The following is a 25,758-nucleotide window of genomic DNA, read 5'->3' as shown; positions in this document are numbered from 1 at the left end:
ACGCGGCGGCCTCAGATGACGTACTCGTCGGGTCGTCCTCGACCGCGTCCGCGCCAGATCACCACGGCCGTGACCAGGAGGGTGACGCCGAGGCCGCCCGCGACGGGGGCGGTCCAGTCGGCGGCCGGCTCTTCCTCCTCCACCGGGTCGGGGCCGGAGCCGAAGTACTTTCGCCCGTGGGACGCCGACTGGAGGTCGTCGGCCACGAGCCTGCCGCCCGCTTCGACGGCGGCCGCCGGGTCGACGAAGCCGAAGCCCCGGGAGTCGTCACGACCACCGACGGGGGCTTCCCGGGCGGTGTCCTCCAGGAGGCGTTTGACCTGGGCGGGGGTCAGTCCGGGGTGGGCCGCCCTGATGAGGGCGACGGCGCCGGAGACGAAGGCTGCGGCGGCGCTGGTGCCCCAGCCCTCGTAGTACTTGCGGTCGGGGTCGGCGATGACGACGTCGACGCCGGGGGCGCTGACGGTGGCGTACCAGCGGCGGGTGGAGAACGGGGCGCGGTTGCCTTCCTCGTCGACGGCGGTCACCGCGATCACGCCCGGGTAGGCCGCGGGGTAGGAGATGTGGTCGCCCTTCTTGCCGCCGTTGCCGGCGGAGGCGACGACGATCGAGCCCTTCGCCAGGGCGTACTGGACGGCGGCGTCCTCGGAGGGTTCCGGATGGGCCGACTTGGAGTCGTCGCCGAGGGAGAGGTTGATGACGTCGACGCCCTGGTCCGCGGCCCAGCGGATGCCTTCGGCGAGGGCGTTGCCACGGGTGCTGCGGGCCTTGGAGCGGGCGGAGTCGCCGTCTTCCAGGATGACGCGGACGGGGAGGATCTTCGCCTCGGGGGCGATACCGAGGACGCCTTCGGAGTTGTTCACTCCATGGCCGTGTCCGGCGATGATCCCGGCCATGGCGGTGCCGTGCCTGGCCCAGGAGCGGTCCCCCCGCGACGCCCCGAAGCCGACCATGTCCTTCGTCGGCAGGACGTTCCCGGCCAGGTCCGGGTGTTCGTCGTCGACGCCCGTGTCGAGGACCGCGACGGTGATCCCGGCGCCCTTGGTCGTACGCCACGCCTCCTCGGTACGCATCGCGCCCAGGGCCCACTGCTGGTTTCGGATGCCGTCGGCGTGGGCGGCCGTGGACGGCAGGAGGGCTAGTGAGGCGGCAAGGGGTACGCCGAGGAGGGTGAGGCGCAGGGGGCGGCGGGCGGTTGCCCGGGATGGGGCGGTGGCCCTGGGTTTTTCGGTGGTCCTGGGTTTTTCGGTGGTCCTGGGCTCGGTCGTCGTCTTGGGATTCTCGGTGGGCTTGGGTTTCTCTGCTGTCATGAAGGCTGCTCCGTGGCGGACGCGGCGGTTCTGCGCAGGCCGCGTTCGATGCGGTCGGCGAGGCCCTTCGCCTCGTGGCCGAGGCCGGACTGGGCCGGGGCCGTGGTGGCGCCGGTCTTCATGGCGTCCGCGGCGGGCTGCGGTTCGGTGACGGTACGGCCGTCGGCGAAGCCCGAGACGGCGTAGACGACGACGGGCACCTCGGTGAGGACGGAGATCGTCCAGGAGGCCCGCTGGGCGTCGCCGAACCCGGCGGCGACGGTGCCCTCGGCGGCGTACGGGCGGGGCATCAGGTCGGTCCGGCGGTCGAGCCCGTCCTGGGTGAAGCGGGCCCTGAGCGCGGTCATGGTGGCGGCGTCGGCCTTGGTGAACATCAGGCCGACGGTGGTGATGTTGCTGCGGGTCGCGTCGGTGTAGGTGGCGCGCAGCAGTCGCGTGCAGCCGACGGGGGCGAGGGCCTGCCGCAGCAGCGGGTCGAAGGCGTCCGCACAGCCGCTGTCAGGGGCGACGGCGACCCGGGTCCAGGTGCGGTCGGTGCCGCCGGGGCCGGCGCCCTCGCCCTGCAGAACGGGCGGGAACAGTTCGTCCACGGGTACGTCGTGCCACAGTTCACCGGCGGCCGCGAAGGTGTCGCGCGAGCCGTCCGCCCCGGAGTCCCCGGTGAGCCAACTCCCCGCGACCGCGCCGCCGATGAGCCCGACGCCCAGCACCACGCACGCGGCGACGGCCGCCGCCCTGGCCTTGGAGGGCCGGGGCCTGCGCCGCCCGTCGTACGACGTCGGCGGCGCCCACGCCGACGTGTCCGGCTCCGCGAATGTCACGAAGGGCCGCCCGGCGGACGCCCCGAGCGCGGCGTCCAGCGCCTGGGCGGACCGCCGCGAGGAACCCGACGGAGGCTGCCAGCCACCGGGCCGCTCCGGCGAGATCAGCCGCGGCCGGGGCGTCGACACGGGGCCGACCTCTTCCGGCAGGGGACGACGGAGGGGCGACGTCGGGGGTGGTACGGCACCGGTGGGAGCCGGTGCGCCGTTCTTGGGCGCCGACGTCGGGGGCCGTCCGGTCGAGCGGGGGGACGTGTCGCCGGGGGTGGACTCGGAGGGCCGGGGCGAGTGGCCGTCGGAGGAGGGGCCGGTGCGACGGGGGGACGGGCCGTCGGAGGGGCCGGTCCCATGGGGTGACGCGCCGTCGGAGACCCGGCGCGCGGGGGCCGGGACCTGGCCGGCCGGCCTGTCGGAAGGCCGCGAAGGCCGCGAGGACCGGGACGTTCGGTCATCGGGCCTGCGGGTGGGCGCCGAGTCGCCGGCCCGCCCACCCGAGGCCTGCGCGGCACCCGTCCGCCGGCCGGCGTCGCTTGCCGAGGGCGGGGCATCGGGGAAGCGCGTCGAGGGCGGGGGCGGGGCGGCGTCCGCGCTACGACGGCCCTGCGGCATGTCCGCGTAACCGGACGAGAACGAGGGCGGGGCGTCCGGGAAGCGGGCGGAGGCGGCCGGAGGCGGCGGGGTGACGGGGGTGTCGGCGTTCTGGCCGGCGGTTCGCCGGAAGTCGGAGAACCGCGGGTGTTCGGCGCGGCGCTGGGCGGTGCCACCGTTCCCGGCGGCACCACGCGCCGGACTCTGCCCGACCACCTTTCCGGAGCCACGCGCCGGGCTCTGCCCGACCGGCTGACCGGAACCACGCGCGGGGCCGTGACCGGTCGCAGGGCCGGAACCGCGCGTGGGGTTCTGCCCGACCGGCTGCGCTTGACCGTCCGCAGCTCTGTATCCGGCGCCCTGGCCGGAACCCCCCACAGGGCTGCGCCCGGCGCCCTGGCCGTCGGCGGCGGGCGTGTCGGGCCGGTCGGCTGTCTGCCGGGAGCCTCGGGAGAGGCCGCCCTGCCCTGCCGTCGGACCGGAGCCGTGCGCGCGGGGAGGCGTGGGCCCGCCCTGACCGGCGGAACTGTGTCTGTTCGCCGCCGTGTTGGACCCGCCCGGTGAGGCTGGGGGTGCCATGGACGGACGGGGCGGAGTGCTGGGGCGTGGCGGAACCCCCGCGACCGGTGGCCGTTGCGGCCGACGTGGCATGCTCGGCCCGTCGCCGTTCGAGGGTGCGCGGTCGGGACGGGGCGGTAGGGCCGAGGAGTTCCCCGCCGGAGGGGAGTCGAGCGGCGGAAGCGGACCCGGCGTGTCCGCCACCGCCCGGTCCGACGCGGGGCCGCGCGGCGGCGCCTGCGGGTCCGGCCAGCGGGGCGGCTGCGTCGGGTCGCCCGAACGGCCGTAGTGCCGCGCCGGTGTCGGGTCGGCCGACGGCCCGTCGTCCCGGGGCCCGGCCTCCCACGCCGTGCCAGGTCGAGTCGTGGCATCCCCCCGGACATCCCGCGTCGCGGGAGCGTCGTCCTGGTCCCGAGGTCCTGAGGGGGCCGAAGGTATCGGCCCGCGAGGCGGGGACGGTGGGCGTGGGGGGATGGAGGCGCGGCGCGCTTCGGTGCTCATGCACCCCCCGTCTCCTCGTACCCGTGCCGGCCCGGAGGTCGTCCGGGCGTCCGACCGCCCGTGGGGAGCGGCCGTCACGCAGTGCGTGGGAGTCGTCCCGCCGACGGCCCGCCACGCCACAGGCAAGCCATACCCGTGGCAGAGGATCGGCATCCCCGTCGAGGTCCTCCCTGCGTGCGCGTCACTCTACGGGTTGGCTCCCGTCGAACGGGAACCAGTCGGCGGGACCGTGGCTTTAGCCCGGAACGTCCCCCTACCCTGCGGTAATCATGTCTGGCAGGCTTCGTCCATGACTGCGCGCGCCGCCGACCGGGCCCGGTACGACCGGGCCACAGCTCATCTCGACGCCCCGCTGGCGATCGTCGACCTCGATGCCTTCGACGCCAACGCCGACGACCTCCTCCGCAGGGCCGGCGGCAAGCCGATCCGCGTCGCGAGCAAGTCCGTTCGCTGCCGGGCGCTGCTGGAGCGGGTCCTGGCCCGTGAGGGCTTCCAGGGCATCATGTCGTTCACCCTCGCCGAGTCCCTGTGGCTGGCCCGCTCCGGGTTCGAGGACATCCTCCTGGCCTACCCGGCGGCCGACGCCGAGGCCTTCGCCGAACTGGCGGGTGACCCCAAGCTCGCGGCCGCCGTAACCGTCATGGTCGACGACCCCGCGCAGCTCCAGCTCATCGACAGCGCCCGTCGGGGCGGCACCGAAGTCGTGCGCGTCTGCCTGGAGTTGGACACCTCACTGAGGCTGCTCGGCGGGCGGGTGCGCGTCGGCGCCCTGCGCTCCCCGCTGCACTCCCCGGCGCAGGTCGCCGAGATGGCCCGCGCCGTCGCCGAGCGCCCCGGTTTCAAGCTGGTGGGGATCATGGCGTACGAGGGGCATATCGCCGGGGTGGGTGACTCCGTGGCCGGGAGGCCCTTCCGCTCGCGTGCCGTGCGGCTGATGCAGGCCACCGCGAAGAAGGAGCTTGCCACGCGCCGGGCCGAGGTCGTGCGCGCCGTGCGGCGGGTGGCACCGGACCTGGAGTTCGTCAACGGCGGCGGCACGGGCAGTGTGCAGCACACCGCGGCGGAGGACGCGGTCACCGAGATCGGTGCCGGGTCCGGCCTGTACGTGCCTCGGTTGTTCGACAACTACACCTCGTTCAGCGGGCGTCCGGCCGCGCTGTTCGCCATGCCGGTCGTACGGCGTCCCGGAGTCGGGGTCGTCACCGTGCTGGGCGGCGGCTATCCGGCCTCCGGCGCGGCCGGCCGCGACCGGCTGCCCGTGCCGTATCTGCCCGAGGGGCTGCGGTACGACCCCCAGGAGGGCCCCGGCGAGGTGCAGACCCCGCTGCTCGGCGCGCCCGCGGACGATCTGCTCCTCGGCGACAAGGTGTGGTTCCGGCACGCCAAGGCCGGCGAGCTGTGCGAGCGGTTCGACGTGCTGCACCTGGTGGAGGGCGACGAGGTGACGGCGACCGTGCCGACCTACCGCGGCGAGGGTCACACGTTCCTGTAGGCCCGCCCGCCACGTACGACGGGTGTGTGGGCTACGGGCCGAGGCTGCTGCCCACTCCCCCGCCGGTGTCGGCGTCGCCGACCGGGCGGATGCCCTTGACGATCTTGTCGATGTCGTCGAGGGGCGGGCCGCCCTCCACCGCGTCGACCGCGAACCGGACGAGGACCGGGGCCTCGGAGCCGCTGCTGGACGGGAAGACCAGGGACTGGACGTAGCCGCCTGACCCGGCCCCGGTCGTCACCCGCCAGCGCACGTAGTACCCGGCGCGGCCCGCGACGGCGACCGAACCGGAGCCGACGACCTCGTGCCCGGTGATGCCCTCGTACGGCCGGCGGTCCAGCACCTCGCGGTCGTAGATGTCCTTGGCCGCGTCCTCGATGTCGTTCTCGGCGAGGACCCTCGGGGACGTCTCGTCGCTGCCCGTGACGGTGCGGGAGACGACGATGGCGCTGTAGCAGACGCCGCCGTCGCCGGGGCAGTCGTAGGTACCGTCCGAGACCAGGACGGCGTCCTCCTCGTAGGCTCCGTCACCACTCTCCCAGCCGTCGAGGACCGGGAACGTGATGCCGTTGAGGTCGTCCACGACGACGGTCGGGTCACCGGTCGGGGACGCGGTGGCGGGCTTCGTGGGGGTCGGGCTGTCGGTCCCGGAAGCATCGGAGGTCGGGGCGGTCCTCGTCTCCTGGTTCCCGTCGCCTTCCCCGCCGAGGGCGAGGACGCCGCCTGTGACGGCCCCGGCGACCAGGACGGCCCCGACCGCGGCCAGCGCGACGACCTTGGTGCGCCCGGAGTTCCGGGGCGTGGGCGGCTGCGGCTGGGCCGGAGGTGGAAGCTGCTCCGGCTGGCGCCGGTGGTCGGTCCACGCGGTCCCGTCCCACCAGCGTTCGGTGAGCGGGTAGGACGGGTCGCGGTACCAGCCGGGTGGCGGCGAACTGCTCATCCGGGCACTTTAATCACACCAGCGGTGCCGGTGTTCGCCCTGTCCGGAGCTTGTCCCGGAGCTTGTCCCGGAGTTCGTCCCGGAGTTCGTCCCGGAGCTTGTCCTAGAGCGGAGTGACGTAGGCGCCCGAAATGCCGCCGTCGACCAGGAAGTCGGTGGCATTGACGAAGGACGAGTCGTCGCTGGCGAGGAACGCGACGGCGGCGGCGATCTCCGTGGCCTCCGCGAACCGTCCGACGGGGATGTGCACGAGACGGCGCGCGGCCCGCTCCGGATCCTTCGCGAACAGCTCCTGCAGCAGCGGGGTGTTGACCGGCCCCGGGCAGAGGGCGTTGACCCGGATGCCCTCCCGCGCGAACTGCACGCCCAGTTCCCGGGACATGGCGAGCACGCCGCCCTTGGAGGCCGTGTACGAGATCTGCGAGGTCGCCGCGCCCATCCGGGCCACGAAGGACGCCGTGTTGATGATCGAGCCCTTGCCCTGGCGCCGCATGTAGGGGATCGCGGCCTTGCAACACAGGTAGACGGAGGTGAGGTTGACCTCCTGGACCCGCTTCCATGCCTCCAGGCCGGTCTCCAGGATGGAGTCGTCGTCGGGCGGCGAGATGCCCGCGTTGTTGAAGGCGATGTCGACGCTGCCGTAGGTGTCGTAGGCGGTTTTGAAGAGCGCCTCGACCTGCTCGGCGTCGGTGACGTCGACCCTCACGAAGATCCCGTCGACCTCCTCGGCGACCGCCTTGCCGCGTGCCTCGTCCACGTCGCCGCAGACGATGTGCGCCCCCTCGGAGGCGAGCCGGCGCGCGGTGGCGAGACCGATGCCGCTGCCGGCACCGGTGATGACGGCGGTACGGCCGACGAGGCGGCGGCAGATGTTGTCCGGGGGCGTTGAGGTCACTGTGCGGGGCCTTCCGTGCTGATGAAGACGTTCTTGGTTTCGGTGAAGGCGGTGAGCGCGTCCGGGCCGAGTTCACGGCCGATGCCCGACTGCTTGAAGCCGCCGAAGGGGGTCCAGTAGCGGACGCTGGAGTGGGAGTTGACGGACAGGTTGCCCGCGCGGACTCCCTGCGAGACCCGCAGGGCGCGGCCGACGTCCCGGGTCCAGATGGAGCCGGAGAGGCCGTACGGGGTGTCGTTGGCGAGCCGGACGGCGTCGGTCTCGTCGGTGAAGGGCAGCAGGACGGCCACCGGGCCGAAGATCTCCTCGCAGGCGGCGGCGGAGTCGGGCCGCTCCCCGGTGAGCACGGTCGGCGGGAACCAGTAGCCGGGCCCCTCGGGGGCGCTGCCGCGCAGCGCCGGCGCCTCGTCGGGCACGAAAGCCCGTACGCGGTCGAGCTGCTGACGGGAGATCAGCGGGCCCATCTGGGTCTTCTCGTCGGCGGGATCTCCCACGACCACGGCGGCCAGTGCCTCGGCGAGGAGGGCGTGGACCTCGTCGTAGACCGACTCCTGGACCAGGACGCGGGTACGGGCGCAGCAGTCCTGGCCGGCGTTGTCGAGGAAGGAGAAGGGGTCGACGGCGGTTTTCAGGTCGGCGTCGGCGAAGACGATGTTCGGGCTCTTGCCGCCGAGTTCGAGGGTGACCTGCTTGACCTGGTCGGCGCAGAGTTCCATGACGCGCTTGCCGGTCCGGGTGGAGCCGGTGAACACGATCTTGGCGACTCCGGGGTGTCGGACCAGGGCCTCGCCGGTGATGTCGCCCCGCCCCGGCAGGACTTGGAAGAGGTGTTCCGGGAGCCCGGCCTCCAGGGCGAGGTCGGCGAGGCGCAGAGCGGTGAGCGGGGTCGTCTCGGCGGGTTTGAGGACGACGGCGTTGCCGGCCGCGAGTGCCGGTGCGGTGCCCCAGGCGGCGATCGGCATGGGGAAGTTCCACGGCGCGATCACGCCGACGACACCGAGCGGTTCGAGGATGGTGACGTTGAGGCCGCCGGGCACCGGGATCTGTCGGCCCGAGAGCCGTTCGATCCCGCCCGCGGCGTAGTCGAGCAGGTCCCGGACGTTGCCGGCCTCCCAGCGGGCGTTTCCGATGGTGTGTCCGGCCTCGCGGACCTCCAGGCGGGCGAGTTCCTCGACGTGGTCGTCGACGACGGAGGCGAAGCGGCGCAGCAGCCGGGCACGGTCGGCGGGGGCGACGGCGGCCCAGGCGTGCTGTGCCTTCTCCGCCCGGCGCACGGCGGCGTCGACGTCGTGCTCGGCGGCGCCCGCGACGGCGGCGATCACCTCCTCCGTCGCCGGATTGAGGACGTCCAGGATGTGGTGCTGGGACAAGGGATGCCTCACAGACGTTCGAAGGAGCGGCGCAGCTCCCAGTCGGTCACGGCGGCGTCGAAGGCCGCCAGCTCGACACGGGCCATGTTCAGGTAGTGCGCGACGACCTCGTCCCCGAAGGCGGCCTTGGCGATGGGGCTGTGCTCCCAGAGCTCGGCGGCCTCGCGCAGGGTGGTCGGGACGTGGTCGTACCCGGCGGCGTAGGCGTTGCCCGCGCACACCTCCGGCAGTTCCAGCTTCTGCTCGATGCCGTACAGGCCGGCCGCGACCAGCCCGGCTACGGCGAGGTGCGGGTTGACGTCACCGCCCGGGAGCCGGTTCTCGAAGCGCATCGAGCGGCCGTGGCCGACGACCCTGAGCGCACAGGTCCGGTTGTCGTGGCCCCAGGCCACGGCGGTGGGGGCGAAGGAGCCCGGCTGGAACCGCTTGTAGGAGTTGATGTTGGGGGCGTAGAGCAGCGAGAAGTCACGGAGCGCGGCGAGCTGTCCGGCGAGGAAGTACCGCATGACCTGGGACATCTCCTGCCCGTCGGCCATGACGTTGACGCCGTCGGCGTCCGCGAGCGAGAGGTGGATGTGACAGGAGTTGCCCTCGCGCTCGTTGTACTTCGCCATGAAGGTGAGCGACACGCCCTCCTGCGCGGCGATCTCCTTGGCGCCGGTCTTGTAGATGGCGTGCTGGTCGCAGGTGACCAGGGCCTCGTCGTACTTGAAGGCGATCTCGTGCTGGCCGGGGTTGCACTCGCCCTTGGCGGACTCGACGGTCAGCCCGGCGGCCGCCATCTCGTTGCGGATCCTTCGCAGGAGGGGCTCGATGCGGCCCGTGCCGAGGACCGAGTAGTCGATGTTGTACTGGTTCGCCGGGGTGAGGCCCTTGTAGCCGGCGTCCCAGGCCTGCTCGTAGGTGTCCTTGAAGACGATGAACTCCAGCTCGGTGCCCACGTTGGCCGTGTAGCCCAGTTCGGCGAGGCGCTCCAGTTGGCGGCGCAGTATCTGACGGGGCGCGGCGACGACCGGGGAGCCGTCGTTCCAGGCGAGGTCGGCGATCAGCATGGCCGTGCCCTCGTTCCAGGGCACCCGGCGCAGGGTGCTCAGGTCGGGGCGCATGGCGAAGTCGCCGTAGCCCCGGTCCCAGGAGGACATCGCGTACCCGTCGACGGTGTTCATCTCGGTGTCGACGGCGAGAAGGTAGTTGCAGCCCTCGGTGCCGTGGGCGAGCACCTCGTCGAGGAAGAAGCGCGCGGCGAACCGCTTGCCCTGGAGCCGCCCTTGCATGTCGGGGAAGGCCAGGACGACAGTGTCGATCTCACCGCCGGCGACGAGGGCGTGCAGTTCCTCGACCGAGAGCGGGGGTGTGCGGTCTGCCACGGGAAAGCCTCCTCGGGCTTTTCGGCCATCCGGGAGCCATAAGGTATTACCGTTGACCATTGATTGGGAAGGGGGTGCGACCTCATGTCGCAGCCGGGCGCGGAGCAGGGGACGCCCGATGTCGGTGACCGGCTGGCATCGGTACTGAGGCCGGTACGGGCCGGCAACGGTTTCGAGGAGGCGCTGGAGCAGGTCCTCCAGGTGGTCCGGCTCGGGCTGGTACCGAGCGGCGAACGTCTGCCGGCCGAGCGGGACCTGGCCGACCGGCTCGGAATCAGCCGGGTCACCCTGCGCGAGGTGCTGAAGGTGCTGCAGGAGCAGGGCCTGGTCGAGGCGCGTCGCGGGCGGTACGGCGGGACGTTCGTCCTGCCGCGCGGCCACACCACCGGCGAGGACGAGCTGCGCCGGCGTCTGAAAGGCATCGACGTCGAGGACACGCTGCGATTCCGGGAGGTCCTGGAGGTGGGCGCGGCGGGGTTGTGCGCGGCGCACGGCCTGACCGAGGAGCAGGCGGACCGGCTGCGCGACGCCCTGGCCCGTACGCACGACGCGCCGCTCACCGAGTACCGCCGCCTGGACACCATGCTGCACCTCACCCTCGCCGAGCTGTCCGGCTCCCCCTCGCTCACGGCCCAGTACGCGGCCGTACGCGCGACGCTCAACGACCTGCTCGACTGCATCCCGCTGCTGGTGCGCAACCTCGAACACTCGCAACAGCAGCACACCGCGCTGGTGGAGGCCGTGCTCGACGAGGACGCCGAAGCGTCGCGGGAGATCATGCGCGAGCACTGCTCGGGGACGGCGGCCCTGCTGCGCGGCTTCCTGGGCTGACCGGATTCCTGGGGCGAGCGGCTTCCTGGGCGACCGGCTGCCCTGAGCTGACCGGCTTCCTGGGCGACCGGATTCCTGAGGCCACCGGATCCCTAAGACGGGCGGCTTGCTCGGCCGAGCGGCTGCTTCGACCACCCCATCGCAACGACCGCGCGGCTTCCTCGGCCAGCCCTGACCGAGCGGTATTTACGGCCGCTTAACGCACGGGTATTGCTTTCCGGCCACTGACCCCACAAAGGTATGACTCTGTTCCATTGCGCCAGGGCCTGTTGACCCCGTAGCGCCCGGAAGAGCCGTGTCCGCCGCCCCGTGGGGAGTTGCGCCATGTCCCTGAGATCCACCAGCACGAGCGACGACGACAAGCCCGACGACTATCTGGAGCGCAGAGCTCTGCGTCGGGGAAGCGCCGGTTGGGTGCTGCTCACCGGTCTCGGTGTCGCGTACGTCGTCTCCGGCGACTTCTCCGGCTGGAACTTCGGCCTCGCCGAGGGCGGCTTCGGCGGCCTGGCGATCGCCACGGTGCTCATGGGCACCATGTACGCCTGTATGGTCTTCGCCCTGGCCGAGCTGTCCGCGATCCTGCCCACGGCGGGTGGTGGATACGGCTTCGCACGGCGGGCCCTCGGCCCGTGGGGCGGCTTCCTGACCGGCACGGCCATCCTCATCGAGTACGTCCTCGCGCCCGCCGCCATCGTGATCTTCATCGGTGACTACGTGGAGTCGCTCGGCCTGTTCGGCCTGGAATCGAGCTGGCCGGTCTATCTGTTCTGCTTCGCGCTCTTCATCGGCATCCACCTGTGGGGCGTCGGCGAGGCGCTGATCGTCAGCTTCGTCGTCACCGGTTTCGCGGTCGCCGCCCTCGTCGTCTTCGCCCTGGGCGCGCTGCCCGACTTCGACGTGGCCTCGCTCGACGACATCCCGGTCGACGCCTCCGCCTTCGGGGCGAACTCCTGGCTCCCCATGGGGCTCCTCGGGATCTGGGCGGCGTTCCCGTTCGGCATGTGGTTCTTCCTGGGTGTCGAGGGTGTGCCGCTGGCCGCCGAGGAGACCAGGGACCCCGCCCGTACGCTGCCCAAGGCCATCCGCTGGTCGATGGGTGTGCTCGTGGTGCTGGCCGTGATGACCTTCCTCACCGCCGCCGGAGCGCGCGGCTCGGCCGCGATCCAGGAGGCGGGCAACCCGCTCGTCGAGGCGCTCCAGCCGAACGGTGAGGCCACCGTGCTCAGCCGGTTCGTCAACTACGCCGGTCTGGCCGGCCTCGTGGCCTCCTTCTTCTCGCTGATCTACGCGGGCTCCCGGCAGCTCTTCGCGCTCTCCCGGGCCGGCTACCTGCCCCGTGTCCTGTCGCTCACCAGCGGCCGCAAGGCCCCCTACCTGGGCCTGCTGGTCCCGGGCACCATCGGCTTCGTCCTGGCGGCGGCGATGGGGGACGGCGCCCGCCTGCTCAACATCGCCGTCTTCGGTGCCACGATCAGCTATGCGCTGATGTCCCTGTCGCACATCGTGCTGCGCCGCCGCGAACCGCATCTGGAGCGGCCGTACCGGACCCCTGGCGGCGTGCTGACCTCCTCGGTCGCGCTGGTCCTGGCGTGCTCGGCGCTGGTGGCGACCTTCCTGGTGGATGTGACGGCCGCCGTCATCGCGCTCGCCGTGTACGCGGTCGCGGTGGCCTACTTCGGTTTCTACAGCCGCAAGCACCTGGTGGCCAAGGCGCCGGAGGAGGAATTCGCCGCGCTGGCCGCCGCCGAGGCAGAGTTGCGTAGGGACTGAAACCTCCGGGACGCCGTCCCGCCGCTGGAAGGAGCATGTGTGTGGCCAGGCCGCTGATCGGTGTGAGTACCTATCTGGAGTCCGGCGCCCGCTGGGGCGTCTGGGAGCTGGAGGCCGCGCTGCTGCCGGTCGGCTATCCGCGCCTCGTCCAGGCGGCGGGGGGCCTCGCCGCGATGCTCCCGCCGGACGACCCGTCCCACGCGACGGAGACCGTCGCCCGGCTCGACGCACTGGTGATCGCGGGCGGGCCCGATGTCGACCCGTCCCGGTACGGCGCCGAGCGCTCACCTCGCACGGGCCCGCCCGCGCCGGCCCGCGACGCCTGGGAGCTGGCCCTGATCCGGGCGGCCCTGGACTCCGGAACGCCGCTGCTCGGCATCTGCCGGGGCATGCAGTTGCTGAACGTCGCCCTCGGCGGCACGCTCGTGCAGCACCTCGACGACCACGTCGTCGAGGTGGGCGTCTTCGGCCGCCACCCGGTGAAGCCCGTACCGGGCACCCGTTACGCGGAGATCACCCCCGAGGAGGCCGACGTACCGACCTACCACCACCAGGCGGTCGACCGGCTCGGCACAGGCCTGCTGGCCTCCGCCTACGCGGCGGACGGCACGGTGGAGGCCGTCGAACTACCCGACCCTGCCTGGGTGTTGGGCGTTCAGTGGCATCCCGAGATGGGCGAGGACGTACGGGTGATGCGGGCCCTCACGGAGGCGGCGACCTGAGGGGGACGTCGCTGCGGCCGAGAGCCGGGCGGAGTCGCTCAGGTGAGGCCGAGCGGGCGCTTCACGGGGCTCCCAGCCGAGCGGGGGCCTCCCCTGCCCGAGAAGGGGCCGTCCTCCTGTCCGAGTCACCCCAGCCGCGCTCTCAGCCACTCCGACGCCGCCTCGCCCTGGGCGCGTTGGAAGGCGCGCAGGGTCGGGATGCCGGGTACCGGTGGTCGGCGGGAGCTGCTGATCAGGAAGCCCGCGAAGGCCGCCAGGGTGGCGGTGACACCGTCCGGGTCGGCTTCCCGTCCCAGCGGATGGGCCATGAACACCTCCTCGGGATCGGGCCCTCCCTGTGCCCTGACACACGGCAGCAGCAGGAGCAGGTCGAACCAGGGCGCGGCCCCGGCGCGGGCGTGCGGCCAGTCGACGAAGACGACCCGGCCGTCCGGCGTGAGCAACATGTTGTCGGCGCGCAGATCGCAGTGGGCGAGGGTGTCCCCGACGGCGTCGTCGGACCAGCGGGCGGCCAGTTCGGCGAGCCGGGGCAGTTGCCGTACGGTCCACGGGTCGAGCCCCTCCCCCGTGTCGCCCTCGTCGATCATCCGCTGCCATCCCCGGAACGCGTCCTCCAGGCCCTCGACGAGGGGCTGCGCGTCGATGGGCGCGGGCGTGAGCGTACGGCTCAACTCCCCCACCGCGTCCAGTACGATCCCCAACTCCGCCTTCCTCCAGGGCACATGGGGTTGCCGACCCACCACGTCCTCGAAGACCAGCACGACCCACGTACCGTCGTCGTACGTACCGAGCAGCCGGGGCGCGGGCACCTCCACCGGCAGCGCGGCGGCATGGCGCGCCTCGGCGCGGTGGATCCCCGGGCTGTCGGGGTTGGCCCACGCGCTCACCGCCTTCACGAAGGCGCGACGGCCCCCGGCGGTGATGACGCGGGCGGCGACACCGGGCGAGAAGCCGCCCGACTGGGTGGCCGCCGCGACCACCGGATCACCGAGCAATTCAGCGACAGCGTCACGGACGTGGGCGGGCAGCGCCTCCCAGTGCGCACGGACGCCGGTGGCGGGCGGGGCGGTGGGGGTCATGCCCGCCATCGTGAGGGCACCGCGCTCACCCGCGCCAGTCCTTTTCCCTTACGGGCGGGTGATGGGTCGACGAGCGCGGGTGATCGGTGGCGAGCGGGTGATCGGTGGCGAGCGCGGGTGATGGGTGCCGAGGGCGGGTGATGGGTGGTGCTCGTACGGTTACCCGCGCTTCGCGGCGAGCAAGGGCCGGGCCGGTACCGTGTGCCCCTCTCAGCCGCCGGCCGCCGGCCCCCTGGTGAGACCCAGCAGGTCCCGTGCGGGGCCGGCGGGCCGGTGTCCCGTCGGCCAGACCGCACGCAGGGCACGGCGTAGGCGCACGCCGTCCACGGGGATGCGAACCAGTCTGCGGGCGGACAGCTCCTCGCCGAGGGCCAGCTCGCTCAGGACGGCCGGGCCCGCGCCGCTCAACGCGGAGGACTTGACCGCCGTGGTGGAGGAGAGCTCGATGAGGGGCCGGGCCAGGCTGCCGAGCGCCGTTTCCAGGACCTGACGGGTACCGGAGCCCTTCTCGCGGAGGATCAGCGGTGTGGAGGCCAGTTCCGCCGCCTCCAGGGGCTTGCGGCGGCGGGCCCACGGGTGGCTGGGCGCGGTCACGACGATCAGGTGGTCGTGGGCTATCACGGCCGCGTCCAGCCCGGCGGGAACGGTCGGCCCCTCGACGAAGCCCAGGTCGGCCTCGTCGGCGAGCAGCCGTTCCGCGACGACCGTGGAGTTGCCCGCGAGGAGCGACACCGCCGTGTCCGGGCGCTCTGCCCGCAGCGCGATGAGCCAGCCGGGCAGCAGATACTCGGCGATGGTCATGCTCGCGACGACCCGGAGCCGGGAGTCCCTCCGGTCCCGCAGTGCCTGTGCGCCCACATCGAACGCCTCGGCCGCCTCCACGATCCGTCGGGCCCAGTCCGTGACCAGCGCCCCCGCGTCCGTGAGCCGGGAACCGCGCGGCGAGCGGTCGACCAGGGCGACGCCGAGCTGCCGTTCCATGGAGCGGATCCGGCTGCTCGCGGCCGGCTGGGTGACCCCCAGCTCCCGCGCCGCCCGCCCGAGCGAGCCCAGTCGCGCCACGGCCAGCAGCAGTTCGAGGGCCCCCAGATCCGGCACGCGATGGGCCAGCCCACCGCCCCGCTCCTCGCTCTCAGCCATAACCCAAGCTTATGCCCCCATACAACCGAACTCCCTGGTGGGGCCCGTCCAGCGGCATGACGCTCGGGCACATGGCCACCGCAGTCCGCCCAGAGCAGCCGTTCCATCCTCAGCATCCGGACCAGCAGGAGAACCCGGACCACCCTCACCGCCCGGACCACCCGCAGTACGTGGACCACCCGCAGTACCCGGACTGCCCCGAGCACTCGGACCGCCCCGAGCGGCCGGGCCGACCGAAGAACCCGGACGACCACGAGCGGCCGGGCCGACCGGGGACCCCTGCCCGTCCGCTCGGTTCATCCGCGGCTCCTCCTGACCCCCGCCACCGCCTGCCCGGCCTCCGCCACCTCGGCCCCCACTGGTACGCCCCGGTCATGGGCACCGCCGCCGTGGCCACCGCGGGCGCCGGGCTCCCCCTGGACGTGCCGGGTCTGCGGACGGCCTGCGCGGCGGTGTGGGCGCTCGCGCTCCTCGCCCTGGTCACGGTCCTCGGCGCCCGCACCCTGCACTGGATCCATCACCCCGACCAGGCCCGCGACCACCTCCTCGACCCCGCCGTGGCCCCCTTCCACGGCTGTCTCTCCATGGCTTTGTCGGCCGTGGGCGGCGGTGCCCTGGTCGTCGGCCGGGACTGGATCGGGGTCGGCGCGGCCGTCGGGCTGGACGTGCTGCTGTTCGGCGCCGGGACGGCCGTGGGCCTCGTCGGAGCCGTCGTCGTGCCGTACCTGACGGTCGTACGGCACCGGATCGAACCGGTCCGGATCTCCCCCGTCCTGCTCCTCCCCCTCGTCGCACCGATGGTCTCCGCCGCGCTCGGCCCCCTGCTCGTCCCGTATCTGCCACCCGGGCAGGCCCGGCTGACCCTGCTGCTGGGCTGTCTGGCGTTGTTCGGGCTTAGCCTGCTCGCCACGCTGCTCGTGCTGCCGCTGGTGTTCGGGCGGCTGCTGACGGCGGGACCTTTGCCGCTCGCGCTCACGCCGAGCATGTTCCTGGTGCTGGGCCCTCTCGGGCAGTCGACCACCGCTGTCGGCAACCTCGCCGACGCGGCCCCCGGAGCGGTGCCGGCCCCGTACACGCACGGCCTCGTCGAGGTCGCCGTCCTCTACGGCGTCCCGGTGACGGGGTTCGCGCTGTTCTGGCTCGCGCTCTCCGGGGCGATGGTGGTGCGGGCGCGGCGACGGGGCATGGGGTTCTCGATGGCGTGGTGGGCGTTCACCTTCCCGGTGGGCACCTGTGTGACCGGCGCGGAAGGGCTGGCCCGGCACACGGGGCTCGGCGCCTTCGACGTCCTCGCCGTCGCGCTGTACGCACTGCTGGTGGCGGCCTGGGTTACGGCCGCCGTGCACACCGCGCGCGGGCTGGTCAGCGGCGAGCTGCTCGCAGCGCCGCGCCGAGCACCTGCGGAGCCTCAGCCAACGACGGCCCGTACCAGGTGAGATGACGTCCGCTCAGCAAGGCGCACGGCAGTCCGGGAAACGCCTCGGGGCCGTCGTCGGCGGTGAAGCGGTACGGCTCGTCGGGCAGGACGACGAGATCGGGGGCGGTGGCTCGCAGCTCCTCGACGGGGACGCGGGGATAGCGCTCCGCGTGTCCGGCGTAGAGGTTGTCCACGCCGAGCCGGGCGAGCACGTCACCGGCGAAGGTGTCCCGGCCGAGGACCATCCAGGGCCTGCGCCAGACGGGCACCACGGCCGTCGTACGGCGTTCGGGTGTCGGCGCGACGGGAGTCCCCACGAGCGCGGACCATGCCGACTGCGCCTCGTCGAGCCAGCGCGGCCGGGAACGGGCTCCGCAGGCCCGCAGCACACGGTCGAGTTCGGTGAAGGCGCCCGGCACGTCCCGTACCTCGGTGACGAGAACTGCGACGCCGGCCTCGCGCAGGGCGGCCAGGTCGGGCTCGCGGTTCTCCTCCTCGTTGGCGATCACGAGGTCGGGGGTGAGGCGCGCGATGACGTCGGTCCTGGGATTCTTGGTGCCGCCGACCCGTACGACCTCGAGATCACCTGGGTGGGCGCACCAGTCGGTGGCGCCGACCAGCGCTCCGGGCAGCGTGACGGCGACGGCCTCCGTCAGGGACGGGACCAGGGAGACGACGCGGGACACGGAAGGCACGGTGCCCTCACGCGCCCTTGCGGTGGCGGTCCTCCAGGGCCTCGATGTGGTCCGCGACAGCCACCACGATCACCCGGGTGTCGGGCTCGGTGGCCCGCCACCGGTGCCGTACGCCACCGGACATGTACAGCGTGTCGCCGCGGCCGAGGCGGTGCGCGCGACCCTCGGCCTCGACCTCGACGGCACCGTCGACCACGTACATCAGCTCGTCGTTGCGGTGCTGGACCTCGCGGCCCTCGTCGTGGTCGCCGCTGAACTCCATGGCGTGCAACTGGTGGTGCCCACGCACGAGGGAGCGCGAGCAGGACTCGGGGGGCGTGAACCCCTCGTCGGCGGCGGCGCGCACGACATCGACGCTGCACGCCGGGTCGGCGGCGGCGAGGAGTTCCACGGCGGTGGTGCCGAGGGCGTCGGCGATGCGTTCCAGGGAGGGCCGGCTGGGGCGGGCCCGTTCGTTCTCCACCTGGCTGAGGAAGGGGACCGACAGGCCACTGCGCGCGGCCACGGCGGCGAGGGTGAGCTCCTGTGCCCGGCGCCGCCGCCGGACGGCCGCGCCCACCCGAAGGGGCTGCTCTTTGTGGTCGCCCATAGCTCCGGCTCCCTCCTCGCTCGTCGGTCGGATCACGGACGCCCACGGGGTCGGTCGCGAACGCCTCACTGGCCCGGATACGGATGCCCACCCGTCCGGCACTCATCGGGCGCACTTCTCCTGATGAGTTCTCTGCACCCTACGCATGTTCGCCAAACCGTTTCATGCGCCCGTCACATCCCGGTGCACGAAGTGGGGGTCCATGCTCACACTTCTCGCCGATGGGAGGGTCGTTCCGCCGCACCGGGAAGTTCCCGTGGGGAGCGCGGAGTTGGCTGGGGGCCACCGGGCAGCCACACGATCCGTCACACCTCCGTCACACGATCAGGGTGTCCTCGGCGGTGCCGGTCCGGACGATCCGGCCGTCGCGCAGGACGGCGACACGGCCGCCGAGCCGCATCGACGCGTGTCCGTGGCGCACGGCATGAGCCCCTTCGCCGTGGCGCACGGCATGAGCCCCTTCTCCGTGGCGTACGGCATGAGCCCCTTCGCCGTGGCGTGCGGCATGATGCGGGGCGTGACCCGACGCCTGATGCTTCTCGACACCGCCTCGCTGTACTTCCGCGCCTATTTCGGGGTGCCGGAATCCGTGAAGGCCCCGGACGGCACCCCCGTGAACGCCGTGCGCGGGCTCCTCGAATTCATCGACCGCCTGGTCCGGGACCACCGTCCGACCGACCTGGTGGCGTGCATGGACGCGGACTGGCGGCCGCAGTGGCGGGTCGAGCTGATCCCCTCCTACAAGGCGCACCGCGTCGCCGAGGAGCACCCGGTCGGACCGGACGAGGAGGAGGTGCCGGACACCCTGGCGCCCCAGGTCCCGGTCATCGAGGAGGTGCTGGACGCGCTCGGCATCGCGCGGGTGGGCGTCGCCGGGTACGAGGCGGACGATGTGATCGGCACCTTCACGGCCCACGCGAAGGACCCGGTCGACATCGTCACCGGCGACCGCGACCTGTACCAGTTGGTCGACGACGGGCGGGGGGTCCGCGTGCTGTACCCGCTGAAGGGCGTGGGCACGCTGCAGGTCACGGACGAGGCGTGGCTGCGCGGGAAGTACGGGGTGGACGGGCGCGGGTACGCGGATCTGGCCCTGCTGCGCGGCGACCCGAGCGACGGGCTGCCGGGCGTGCCCGGCATCGGTGAGAAGACGGCCGCGAAACTGCTCGACGAGTTCGGTGACCTGGCCGGGATCATGGCCGCGGTCGACGACCCGAAGGCCAGGCTGACCCCGTCGCAGCGCAGAAGGCTCGACGAGGCACGACCTTATGTGGCGGTCGCACCCAAGGTCGTCCGGGTGGCGGCCGACGTACCCTTGCCGGAGGTCGACACGGCTCTTCCGCGCGAACCGCGGGATCCGGCGGCGCTGGACGCGCTCGGGGCGCGCTGGGGGCTCGGCGGATCGCTGCAGCGGCTCCTCACCACGCTGCGGGTGTGAGAGGGACGCCCCGCGACGGGGCGTACGCCGGAGTGCTGGGGAGACACTTCGGTGGTGAGGGGTCTGAGGCGCGAGTCACATCGTGAAGTCCTCGCACACGCCTCGAGCATGGGGGGTTCATCTGGGGGGGATGCTAACTTAGGCAAGCCTTAGCTAGCCATTTGGGAGGCCATCATGGCAGAGCGTCCGGTACGCAGGACCCCGAAGCCCCACTCCGCGCGAGTCGTGCGCACGGAGCGGCTCACCCCGCACATGCAGCGGATCGTGCTCGGCGGTGACGGTCTCGCCGAGTTCTCCCCGCGCGGCAGCACCGACCACTACGTGAAGCTGCTGTTCGGTCCCGAGGGCGTGGCCTACCCGGAGCCCTTCGACCTGGAGCGGATCCGCGCGGAGTTCCCCCGCGACCAGTGGCCGGTGACCCGGACGTACACCGTGCGCGCCTGGGACCCCGAACTGCGCGAGCTGACCGTCGACTTCGTCCTCCATGGTGACGAGGGCATCGCGGGCCCCTGGGCCACCCGCGTCCAGCCGGGCGAGCTCGTCCGTTTCCTCGGCCCCGGCGGCGCCTACGCACCCAACCCTGAGGCGGACTGGCATCTCCTCGTCGGCGACGAGAGCGCCCTGCCCGCGATCGGTGCCTCGCTCGAGGCCCTCCCCGACGGCTCCCGCGTCCACGCGATCGTCGAGGTGGCCGGCCCCGAGGAGGAGCAGAAGATCAACTCCGATGTGGACGTGGTCTGGCTGCACCGCGGGGACCGCCCCGTCGGCGCCGCCCTGGTCGAGGCCGTACGCGCGCTGCCGTTCCCCGAGGGCCGGCTGCATGCCTTCGTCCACGGTGAGGCGGGCTTCGTGAAGGAACTGCGTCGACTGCTCCGCGTCGAACTCGCCATCCCCCGCGAGGACTTGTCGATCTCCGGCTACTGGCGTCTCGGGCACGACGAGGACGGCTGGCAGGCGTCGAAGAAGGAGTGGAACGCGCGTGTCGAGGCGGAGCAGGAGAGCGCGTCCGCGACGACATGACCGCCGGCCAGCGGCCGGGGTGCCCTCCGCCCCCGGTACGACGGCCCGTCGGCCCGACCGGATCTCCGGGCCGACCGGATCTCCGGGCCGACCGGATCTCCGGCCCGCACCACACCGCACCGGCCAATCGCCCGGCCCCACCGAGCCTTCCCCTCCCCCGCGTGCCCGGCCCTCGCCTCCCCGTCCTCCGTCCCAGCCCGCGCCCGGTCCTCATGAGCCGTGACACGCCCTCGCCCGGTCCCCGGGCTGTCCCGAACAGTGCTCGAGCAGTCCTCAACAGTGCTCGAACGGGTCTTGAACGGTCCTCCACAGGACAAAGCCCGCCTCACCCGTTTGAATGAACACATGGTTGTGCGGCATACGAGGACACGCCGTAGGAGCAGGATCCCGGGCGCTACGGCCCTGGCCTCGCTCCTCGTCCTCGTCCTCGGCGGTGCCCCGTACGGCGCCGTCACCGCGTCGGCGGCTCCCCCGCCGCAGCCGCCGCCCCAGCTCACTCAGGAGGACGTCGACCGGGCCGTCAACGCCCTGGACGGCATCGTCGAGCGCGGTATGGACCGGACCGGGGTGCCGGGCGTCGCGGTGGCCGTCGTGTACAAGGACCAGGTCGTCCACCTGGACGGCTACGGCAAGCGACACGTCGGCCAGGACGCCGAGGTCGGACCGGACACCGTGTTCCAGCTCGCGTCCCTGTCGAAGCCGATGGCCTCGACCGTGATCGCCGGGGCGGTCGGCGAGAAGACCGTCGACTGGGACGACCCGGTCGCCGAGCACCTGCCGGGCTTCGCCCTGAAGGACCCCTGGGTGACCGACCACGTCACCGTGGCCGATCTCTTCTCCCACCGCAGCGGCCTGCCCGACCACGCCGGGGACTTGCTGGAGGACCTCGGCTACGACCGGAAGTACATCCTCGACCACCTCCGCCTGGAGCCCCTGTCACCGTTCCGCTCGAGCTACGCGTACACCAACTTCGGCCTCACGGCAGCGGGCGAGGCCGTCGCCGACGCCTCCGGGACGAGCTGGGAGAAGCTCTCCGAGGACACGCTCTACGAACCGGCCGGCATGGACGCCACCAGTTCCCGCTTCAGCGACTACGAAGCCGCGACGAACAAGGCCTTCGCCCACGTCCGCGACGACGGCGGCGGCACGGGCACCGGCTCCTGGGAGGCGCGGCACGTCCGGGACGCCGACGCGCAGTCCCCGGCCGGCGGTGTCAGCTCCACGGTCCGCGACCTCTCCGTGTGGCTACGGCTCCAGCTCGCCGACGGCGAACTGGACGGCGAGCGGATCATCGCCGCCGATCCCCTCGAACGCACCCACGTCCCCGAGATCGTCTCCAGTCCGCCGCCCGCACCGGCGGGCCGGGCCGGCTTCTACGGACTGGGCTGGAACGTCGCCTACGACGACCTCGGCCGCCTCCGCCTGAGCCACTCCGGCGCCTTCGCCCTCGGCGCCAACACCAACGTCATGATGCTGCCCGGCGAACAGCTCGGCATCGCCGTCCTCACCAACGGCGAGCCCGTCGGTCTCGCCGACGCCGTGTCGTTCGACTTCTTCGACACGGCCCAGCACGGCAAGCCCACCGAAAACTGGCTGGACCTGGCCGGTCAGGTCTACGAGCAGGAGGAGCAGAGGCTCCGCTCCCCCACGGACTACACCAAGCCCCCGGACGACGCCTCCGACGCCCGCGCCGACGCCACCTACACGGGCACCTACGCCAACTCGTACTACGGCCCCCTCACCGTCACCGAGACGAACGGCGAACTGACCATGCGCCTCGGCCCCCGACCGATGACCTTCCGCCTCACCCATTACGCCGGCGACACGTTCTCCTTCGAGACCGTCGGCGAGAACGCCACCGGCCTGTCCGGCGTGACCTTCAAGGGCGACGAGAACGGCAGGGCGACATCGGTGACGATCGAGGCCTTCGACGCGAACGGGCTGGGGACGTTCAGCCGTCAGTGACGGCGTCCACGAGCCGCGCCAGCGCATCGGCCGGCCGCTTCAGCCCCGGCCCGGCCGGACCTCCCGGCTCCCGCATGTAGACGTCCCGGCGGATCTCGATCATCAGGACCGTCACCCGGGGATCGCTTCCGTAGTACTGCAGCGGGACGTAGGCGCCCCCGAACGGGCTGTTGACCTCGGTACCGCCGAAACCGGCGAACTCTTCCTCCGCCGCCGCCAGCAGGTCGGCCGGGGTGTGGAAGGGGTCACTGCCCAGGCAGACGGGCGGCCGGGGGCCGTCACCGTGGAGTTCGTAGGGCAGGGACTCGGTCGGATAGGAATGGACATCGAGGACGACAGCCCGGCCCGTCCTCAGGAGCCGATCGGTCACGGCGTCGGTCATGGCGGCGGCGTACGGGTGGAAGTAACGGTCGACAAGCGACTGTCCGTCAAGGGGCTCGCCCTCGGCGGGCTGCCCGCCGAGCGGCAGCCCGCCGCGGTCGGCCGGGCGGAGCGTCTCGCCGTGCGTGGTCCTCGTGTAGACGGCGCCCATCCCCACGGCCAGCATCTCCTCCCGCTCGTCCGGGAACCGCTCGGGGTCGATCACGAGACGCGACAGCAGGTTGACGAACCTCCAGGGTCGCGTGGCCGCCCGGCCTGCGGCCATCTCGGCGATCCGGTCCGTGTGCGCGTCGGTGATGTGGTCCAACTCCCTTTCCAGCGCGGCGTCGTCCAGGACGATGCCGTCCCGCACGGCCGCCGGGATCACCCGTGAACCGTGCGGTACGTGGAGGAGCACGGGGGAATCCGGGGCACCCGGCAGAAGACGGAAGGAGGGCGGAGCGTCGTTCATCCGGGGTCCTCACTGTGGGCTTGTCGAAGGCCGCTCAGCATAGGTCGACGGCCCCGTGCGCCGGACCCCACACGGCCCCTCCCCCTCTTGCCTCGCTCCCACGCCTCGCCCTCAACTGCCCACCCCTGCGGGTCTCGTGCGGGCGAAGTCGACTGACCGTTGCTCCGGCCTCTTATCCGAGCGGAAGGCTTGTACGATCATCGCGCACCGGGCAGCGACACTCGGCAGCCACGCGCAAACCTGGCTCGGACGGCGCACTGAGCAGAGCAGGAGACCGGGCCGCTCCACGCGCCGGGGCCGCACGCCCTTTCCGGCGGTACGGAAACCGTCGCATGGTGCGAAGCGAGTGCCGTCGTACCGTTCCGTTCAACCCGGCGGACAGACAACGAGGTTGACGCACGACGGCTCACAGCGGATGGTGGTTTGGAAGGTCAAATCCCAGGAGAACGTCCAGGAGATGGTGGAGGCTATTCACGGCCGACCGTCGACGGCTCGACCGCGGCGGTGGTGACCCCGGGCGGAACACGCCCTCCGGTGGTCGCCGCGGCAGCCGCGGTCGACGGCACCGCCCGGCACGCGGGCGACGGAGCTCGGATCGGCGGTAGCGTCAGCAGGAGCAGGTGGGGCGCGAGTCGTCGGGCCGCAGTCGCAGCGTATGGAGCACAGCGCGAATGCAAGGACCTGGTCGTGGCCTGCGCCGTCGATCCAGGACAGAAGGTGGTGCAGAAAAAGTCGTCGCCAGACAGGAGGCAGCCGTGGCGGACACGTTCCAGATACCCTCGTTCTACATGCCGTTCCAGGCCAGGGTGAACCCTCACCTGGCGGACGTCCGTCCCCGCGTGCGCGCTTGGGCGCACTCAGTGGGCCTGCTCGAGCCGCAGCACACCGACTCGCACCACGGCGGATGGAGCGCCGAGATCTTCGACCGGGCGGACTTCACTCGCTTCACCGCCCTGACCTACCCCCACGCCTGCGCCCAGGAACTGGAGTTGCTGTCCGCCTGGCACAGCGTCATCTGGTGCCTCGACGACATCTTCCTGCCCTGGTGCGAAACGCTCGGCGACCGGGAGAAGATCCTGGACCGGATCGAGCGGCTGATGTCGTTCCTGCCGGTGAAGGCATACGCCCTGGACCGGACGCCCGAGCACCCGCTGGAACGTGCCCTGGCAGACCTCTGGAACCGCACAACACCTTCGGCATCACTCACGTGGCAGCTCCTGTACACCAGGTCGCTACGGCACTTCCTGGAAGCGTCACTGTGGGAGACGGACAACCTCACGCGGCACCGCTTCCCCGACCTGATAGAGCAGACGGAGATGCGCCGTGACTACGGGGCGGCCGGGTGCAGCGCACTGCTGATGGAGCACTCGCTCGGCTGGGAGATAACCGAGGAGATCCGCGAAAGCCGCCCGTTCACCGTACTGATCAACTCGTTCCGGGACACCGTCGACCTGCACAACGACATCGTGTCCTACCCCAAGGAAGTGCGCGAGGGCGTCTCCAGGAACAACATCGTGCGAGTGGCGCAGGAACTCCACGGTCTCCCTCTCCACGAAGCGGTCTCCTTCGTCAACCGCCTCCTGACCGGCCGCGTCAGGACGCTGGACGAAACCGTCAGCACCGACCTCCCGCAGGCCCTGCACGATCTGCGGACGAATCAGTACACCCAACGGGCCGTGCTCCGGCACGCCCGGGCCATCCAGGGCTGGGCGGCAGGCTCCTACCTCTGGCACGAGGGCACCGACCGTTACCGGTCCGCCGCCTGACCGGGGCGAACGCTCGCCGTTCAGTCCCCCCGCACGCGCGCGTGCAGATGCATGTCGTGCCAGCCGTCCGGGTGAAGGAGGGCCCGGCGCTTGATGCCCTCCAGGGCGAAGCCGGTCTTCTCCGCCACCCGGCAGGACGCCTCGTTGCGGACGGCGTGAAGCAGTTCGAGACGGTGGAAGCCGATCTCGTCGAGGGCCCACCGGGTCAGGAGCGTCGTCGCGCGCGGGGCCACGCCCCGACCACGGCCCCATGGCGCGGTCCAGTAGGCGAGTTCCGCGCAGCCGTCGGCGAGCACCATGCTCCGCAGCGCCACGCGCCCCAGCAGCCGGTCGGTGTTCGCCTCGGCGACGGCCCACTGCGCGTTGTCCTCACCCGACCAGGCCGTGAGCCAGCCGTCGATCCATTCGCGTGCCTCACTCTCCGCCCCGGACCGTCGTACGTGCCACTGGTGCAGCAGCGGGTCCTGGAACGCCTCGTGGAGCGCCGGCGCGTCCTCGGTCCGCCAGGGTCGCAGGACCAGGCCGTCTCCGGTGCGAAGGATGGGCTGTGGGCGCTGGGCGAGGGTTCCGGCGGGCAGGACCGGACCGGTGAGGTAAGGCATGGTCCGTATCCTGCCCTCGGGGCGCGGACGGGCACACCGCTTTTCCAACG

General features: G+C 72.2%; 21 protein-coding genes. 9 read left to right on the top strand and 12 right to left on the bottom strand.

Going from position 1 to position 25,758, the window contains the following annotated elements; all coding sequences use genetic code 11:
- Positions 1-11 precede the first annotated feature (11 nt).
- Together mycP and ACFY9I_RS15890 are read right to left on the bottom strand one after the other, a co-directional pair.
- Positions 12-1,310 (bottom strand): type VII secretion-associated serine protease mycosin, encoded by a 1,299-nt coding sequence (mycP, locus tag ACFY9I_RS15895; RefSeq protein ID WP_391001889.1) that lies wholly within the window; start codon positions 1,308-1,310, stop codon positions 12-14.
- On the bottom strand, positions 1,307-2,260 hold the full coding sequence (locus ACFY9I_RS15890; RefSeq protein WP_391001887.1) for a hypothetical protein: 954 nt from the start codon (positions 2,258-2,260) through the stop codon (positions 1,307-1,309). Before ACFY9I_RS15890 ends, mycP begins: the two co-directional genes overlap by 4 nt.
- 1,807 nt (positions 2,261-4,067) lie before the next feature.
- Between ACFY9I_RS15890 and ACFY9I_RS15885 the strand changes: the two genes are divergently transcribed.
- Positions 4,068-5,270 (top strand): alanine racemase, encoded by a 1,203-nt coding sequence (locus ACFY9I_RS15885; protein ID WP_391001885.1) that lies wholly within the window; start codon positions 4,068-4,070, stop codon positions 5,268-5,270.
- Between the two features lie 31 nt (positions 5,271-5,301).
- Here the strand turns inward: ACFY9I_RS15885 and ACFY9I_RS15880 are convergent, their stop codons facing one another.
- From ACFY9I_RS15880 to ACFY9I_RS15865, 4 genes are all read right to left on the bottom strand, one after another.
- Positions 5,302-6,210 carry a DUF2510 domain-containing protein gene (locus tag ACFY9I_RS15880; RefSeq protein WP_391001884.1) on the bottom strand — a complete coding sequence of 303 codons (909 nt, stop codon included), beginning with the start codon at positions 6,208-6,210 and terminating at the stop codon, positions 5,302-5,304.
- A gap of 103 nt (positions 6,211-6,313) precedes the next feature.
- Positions 6,314-7,105 carry a 3-oxoacyl-ACP reductase gene (locus ACFY9I_RS15875; protein ID WP_391001882.1) on the bottom strand — a complete coding sequence of 264 codons (792 nt, stop codon included), beginning with the start codon at positions 7,103-7,105 and terminating at the stop codon, positions 6,314-6,316.
- Complete coding sequence (locus ACFY9I_RS15870; RefSeq protein ID WP_391001880.1) at positions 7,102-8,475, bottom strand: aldehyde dehydrogenase family protein; 1,374 nt, start codon at positions 8,473-8,475, stop codon at positions 7,102-7,104. The genes ACFY9I_RS15875 and ACFY9I_RS15870 overlap by 4 nt, the downstream gene beginning before the upstream one ends.
- Before the next feature lie 8 nt (positions 8,476-8,483).
- On the bottom strand, positions 8,484-9,842 hold the full coding sequence (locus ACFY9I_RS15865; protein WP_391001878.1) for a glutamine synthetase family protein: 1,359 nt from the start codon (positions 9,840-9,842) through the stop codon (positions 8,484-8,486).
- Positions 9,843-9,926: 84 nt separating this feature from the next.
- Between ACFY9I_RS15865 and ACFY9I_RS15860 the strand changes: the two genes are divergently transcribed.
- The 3 genes from ACFY9I_RS15860 to ACFY9I_RS15850 all read left to right on the top strand — a co-directional run bounded on the left by ACFY9I_RS15860 (position 9,927) and on the right by ACFY9I_RS15850 (position 13,165).
- Positions 9,927-10,673, top strand: coding sequence for an FCD domain-containing protein (locus ACFY9I_RS15860; protein WP_391001876.1), 747 nt, complete (start codon positions 9,927-9,929; stop codon positions 10,671-10,673).
- Positions 10,674-10,997: 324 nt separating this feature from the next.
- Complete coding sequence (gene eat / locus ACFY9I_RS15855; RefSeq protein WP_391001874.1) at positions 10,998-12,443, top strand: ethanolamine permease; 1,446 nt, start codon at positions 10,998-11,000, stop codon at positions 12,441-12,443.
- A gap of 35 nt (positions 12,444-12,478) precedes the next feature.
- Positions 12,479-13,165 (top strand): gamma-glutamyl-gamma-aminobutyrate hydrolase family protein, encoded by a 687-nt coding sequence (locus ACFY9I_RS15850; protein WP_391001872.1) that lies wholly within the window; start codon positions 12,479-12,481, stop codon positions 13,163-13,165.
- A 125-nt stretch (positions 13,166-13,290) separates the two neighbouring features.
- On the opposite strand, the gene ACFY9I_RS15845 is transcribed toward ACFY9I_RS15850, so the two are convergent.
- Positions 13,291-14,244 carry a phosphotransferase gene (locus ACFY9I_RS15845; RefSeq protein WP_391001870.1) on the bottom strand — a complete coding sequence of 318 codons (954 nt, stop codon included), beginning with the start codon at positions 14,242-14,244 and terminating at the stop codon, positions 13,291-13,293.
- 210 nt (positions 14,245-14,454) lie between these two features.
- Complete coding sequence (locus ACFY9I_RS15840) at positions 14,455-15,384, bottom strand: LysR substrate-binding domain-containing protein (RefSeq protein WP_391001868.1); 930 nt, start codon at positions 15,382-15,384, stop codon at positions 14,455-14,457.
- Positions 15,385-15,455: 71 nt separating this feature from the next.
- On the opposite strand from ACFY9I_RS15840, the gene ACFY9I_RS15835 reads away from it, so the two are divergent.
- Positions 15,456-16,820, top strand: coding sequence for a C4-dicarboxylate ABC transporter (locus ACFY9I_RS15835; protein WP_391001866.1), 1,365 nt, complete (start codon positions 15,456-15,458; stop codon positions 16,818-16,820).
- Here the strand turns inward: ACFY9I_RS15835 and ACFY9I_RS15830 are convergent.
- Positions 16,747-17,496: a helical backbone metal receptor gene (locus ACFY9I_RS15830; protein ID WP_391001864.1), complete on the bottom strand. Its 750-nt coding sequence runs from the start codon at positions 17,494-17,496 to the stop codon at positions 16,747-16,749. The two genes, ACFY9I_RS15835 and ACFY9I_RS15830, sit on opposite strands and share 74 nt — an antisense overlap.
- 7 nt (positions 17,497-17,503) lie before the next feature.
- Complete coding sequence (locus ACFY9I_RS15825; protein WP_391001862.1) at positions 17,504-18,085, bottom strand: helix-turn-helix domain-containing protein; 582 nt, start codon at positions 18,083-18,085, stop codon at positions 17,504-17,506.
- A 532-nt stretch (positions 18,086-18,617) separates the two neighbouring features.
- Here ACFY9I_RS15825 and ACFY9I_RS15820 point away from each other — a divergent pair.
- The 3 genes from ACFY9I_RS15820 to ACFY9I_RS15810 all read left to right on the top strand — a co-directional run bounded on the left by ACFY9I_RS15820 (position 18,618) and on the right by ACFY9I_RS15810 (position 22,508).
- Positions 18,618-19,523: a 5'-3' exonuclease H3TH domain-containing protein gene (locus tag ACFY9I_RS15820; protein ID WP_391002119.1), complete on the top strand. Its 906-nt coding sequence runs from the start codon at positions 18,618-18,620 to the stop codon at positions 19,521-19,523.
- Positions 19,524-19,697: 174 nt separating this feature from the next.
- Positions 19,698-20,543 (top strand): siderophore-interacting protein, encoded by an 846-nt coding sequence (locus tag ACFY9I_RS15815; RefSeq protein WP_391001860.1) that lies wholly within the window; start codon positions 19,698-19,700, stop codon positions 20,541-20,543.
- Between the two features lie 345 nt (positions 20,544-20,888).
- Complete coding sequence (locus ACFY9I_RS15810) at positions 20,889-22,508, top strand: serine hydrolase (RefSeq protein ID WP_391001858.1); 1,620 nt, start codon at positions 20,889-20,891, stop codon at positions 22,506-22,508.
- On the opposite strand, the gene ACFY9I_RS15805 is transcribed toward ACFY9I_RS15810, so the two are convergent.
- On the bottom strand, positions 22,495-23,340 hold the full coding sequence (locus ACFY9I_RS15805) for an N-formylglutamate amidohydrolase (protein WP_391001856.1): 846 nt from the start codon (positions 23,338-23,340) through the stop codon (positions 22,495-22,497). The two genes, ACFY9I_RS15810 and ACFY9I_RS15805, sit on opposite strands and share 14 nt — an antisense overlap.
- A 755-nt stretch (positions 23,341-24,095) precedes the next feature.
- Between ACFY9I_RS15805 and ACFY9I_RS15800 the strand changes: the two genes are divergently transcribed.
- Entirely contained in the window at positions 24,096-25,106 is a 1,011-nt protein-coding gene (locus tag ACFY9I_RS15800; protein ID WP_391001854.1) for a hypothetical protein, read from the top strand.
- A gap of 20 nt (positions 25,107-25,126) precedes the next feature.
- Here the strand turns inward: ACFY9I_RS15800 and ACFY9I_RS15795 are convergent, their stop codons facing one another.
- Positions 25,127-25,708, bottom strand: a complete 582-nt coding sequence (locus ACFY9I_RS15795) for a GNAT family N-acetyltransferase (protein ID WP_391001852.1) — start codon at positions 25,706-25,708, stop codon at positions 25,127-25,129.
- Positions 25,709-25,758 lie beyond the last annotated feature (50 nt).

The sequence above is a fragment of the Streptomyces sp. NPDC012510 genome, from assembly GCF_042955065.1.
Lineage (GTDB): Bacteria > Actinomycetota > Actinomycetes > Streptomycetales > Streptomycetaceae > Streptomyces.
This window is presented reverse-complemented; position numbering and strand designations above follow the sequence as displayed.

Bases quoted from the DNA above. Each gene is read 5' to 3' on its own strand.
- ACFY9I_RS15850 (WP_391001872.1), top strand. From the start codon at position 12,479: ATGTGTGTGGCCAGGCCGCTGATCGGTGTGAGTACCTATCTGGAGTCC.
- ACFY9I_RS15815 (WP_391001860.1), top strand. From the start codon at position 19,698: ATGGCAGAGCGTCCGGTACGCAGGACCCCGAAGCCCCACTCCGCGCGA.
- ACFY9I_RS15805 (WP_391001856.1), bottom strand. From the start codon at position 23,340: ATGAACGACGCTCCGCCCTCCTTCCGTCTTCTGCCGGGTGCCCCGGAT.
- eat (WP_391001874.1), top strand. From the start codon at position 10,998: ATGTCCCTGAGATCCACCAGCACGAGCGACGACGACAAGCCCGACGAC.
- ACFY9I_RS15820 (WP_391002119.1), top strand. From the start codon at position 18,618: ATGCTTCTCGACACCGCCTCGCTGTACTTCCGCGCCTATTTCGGGGTG.
- ACFY9I_RS15880 (WP_391001884.1), bottom strand. From the start codon at position 6,210: ATGAGCAGTTCGCCGCCACCCGGCTGGTACCGCGACCCGTCCTACCCG.
- ACFY9I_RS15810 (WP_391001858.1), top strand. From the start codon at position 20,889: ATGGTTGTGCGGCATACGAGGACACGCCGTAGGAGCAGGATCCCGGGC.
- ACFY9I_RS15885 (WP_391001885.1), top strand. From the start codon at position 4,068: ATGACTGCGCGCGCCGCCGACCGGGCCCGGTACGACCGGGCCACAGCT.
- ACFY9I_RS15860 (WP_391001876.1), top strand. From the start codon at position 9,927: ATGTCGCAGCCGGGCGCGGAGCAGGGGACGCCCGATGTCGGTGACCGG.
- ACFY9I_RS15845 (WP_391001870.1), bottom strand. From the start codon at position 14,244: ATGACCCCCACCGCCCCGCCCGCCACCGGCGTCCGTGCGCACTGGGAG.
- mycP (WP_391001889.1), bottom strand. From the start codon at position 1,310: ATGACAGCAGAGAAACCCAAGCCCACCGAGAATCCCAAGACGACGACC.
- ACFY9I_RS15795 (WP_391001852.1), bottom strand. From the start codon at position 25,708: ATGCCTTACCTCACCGGTCCGGTCCTGCCCGCCGGAACCCTCGCCCAG.
- ACFY9I_RS15835 (WP_391001866.1), top strand. From the start codon at position 15,456: ATGGCCACCGCAGTCCGCCCAGAGCAGCCGTTCCATCCTCAGCATCCG.
- ACFY9I_RS15825 (WP_391001862.1), bottom strand. From the start codon at position 18,085: ATGGGCGACCACAAAGAGCAGCCCCTTCGGGTGGGCGCGGCCGTCCGG.
- ACFY9I_RS15840 (WP_391001868.1), bottom strand. From the start codon at position 15,384: ATGGCTGAGAGCGAGGAGCGGGGCGGTGGGCTGGCCCATCGCGTGCCG.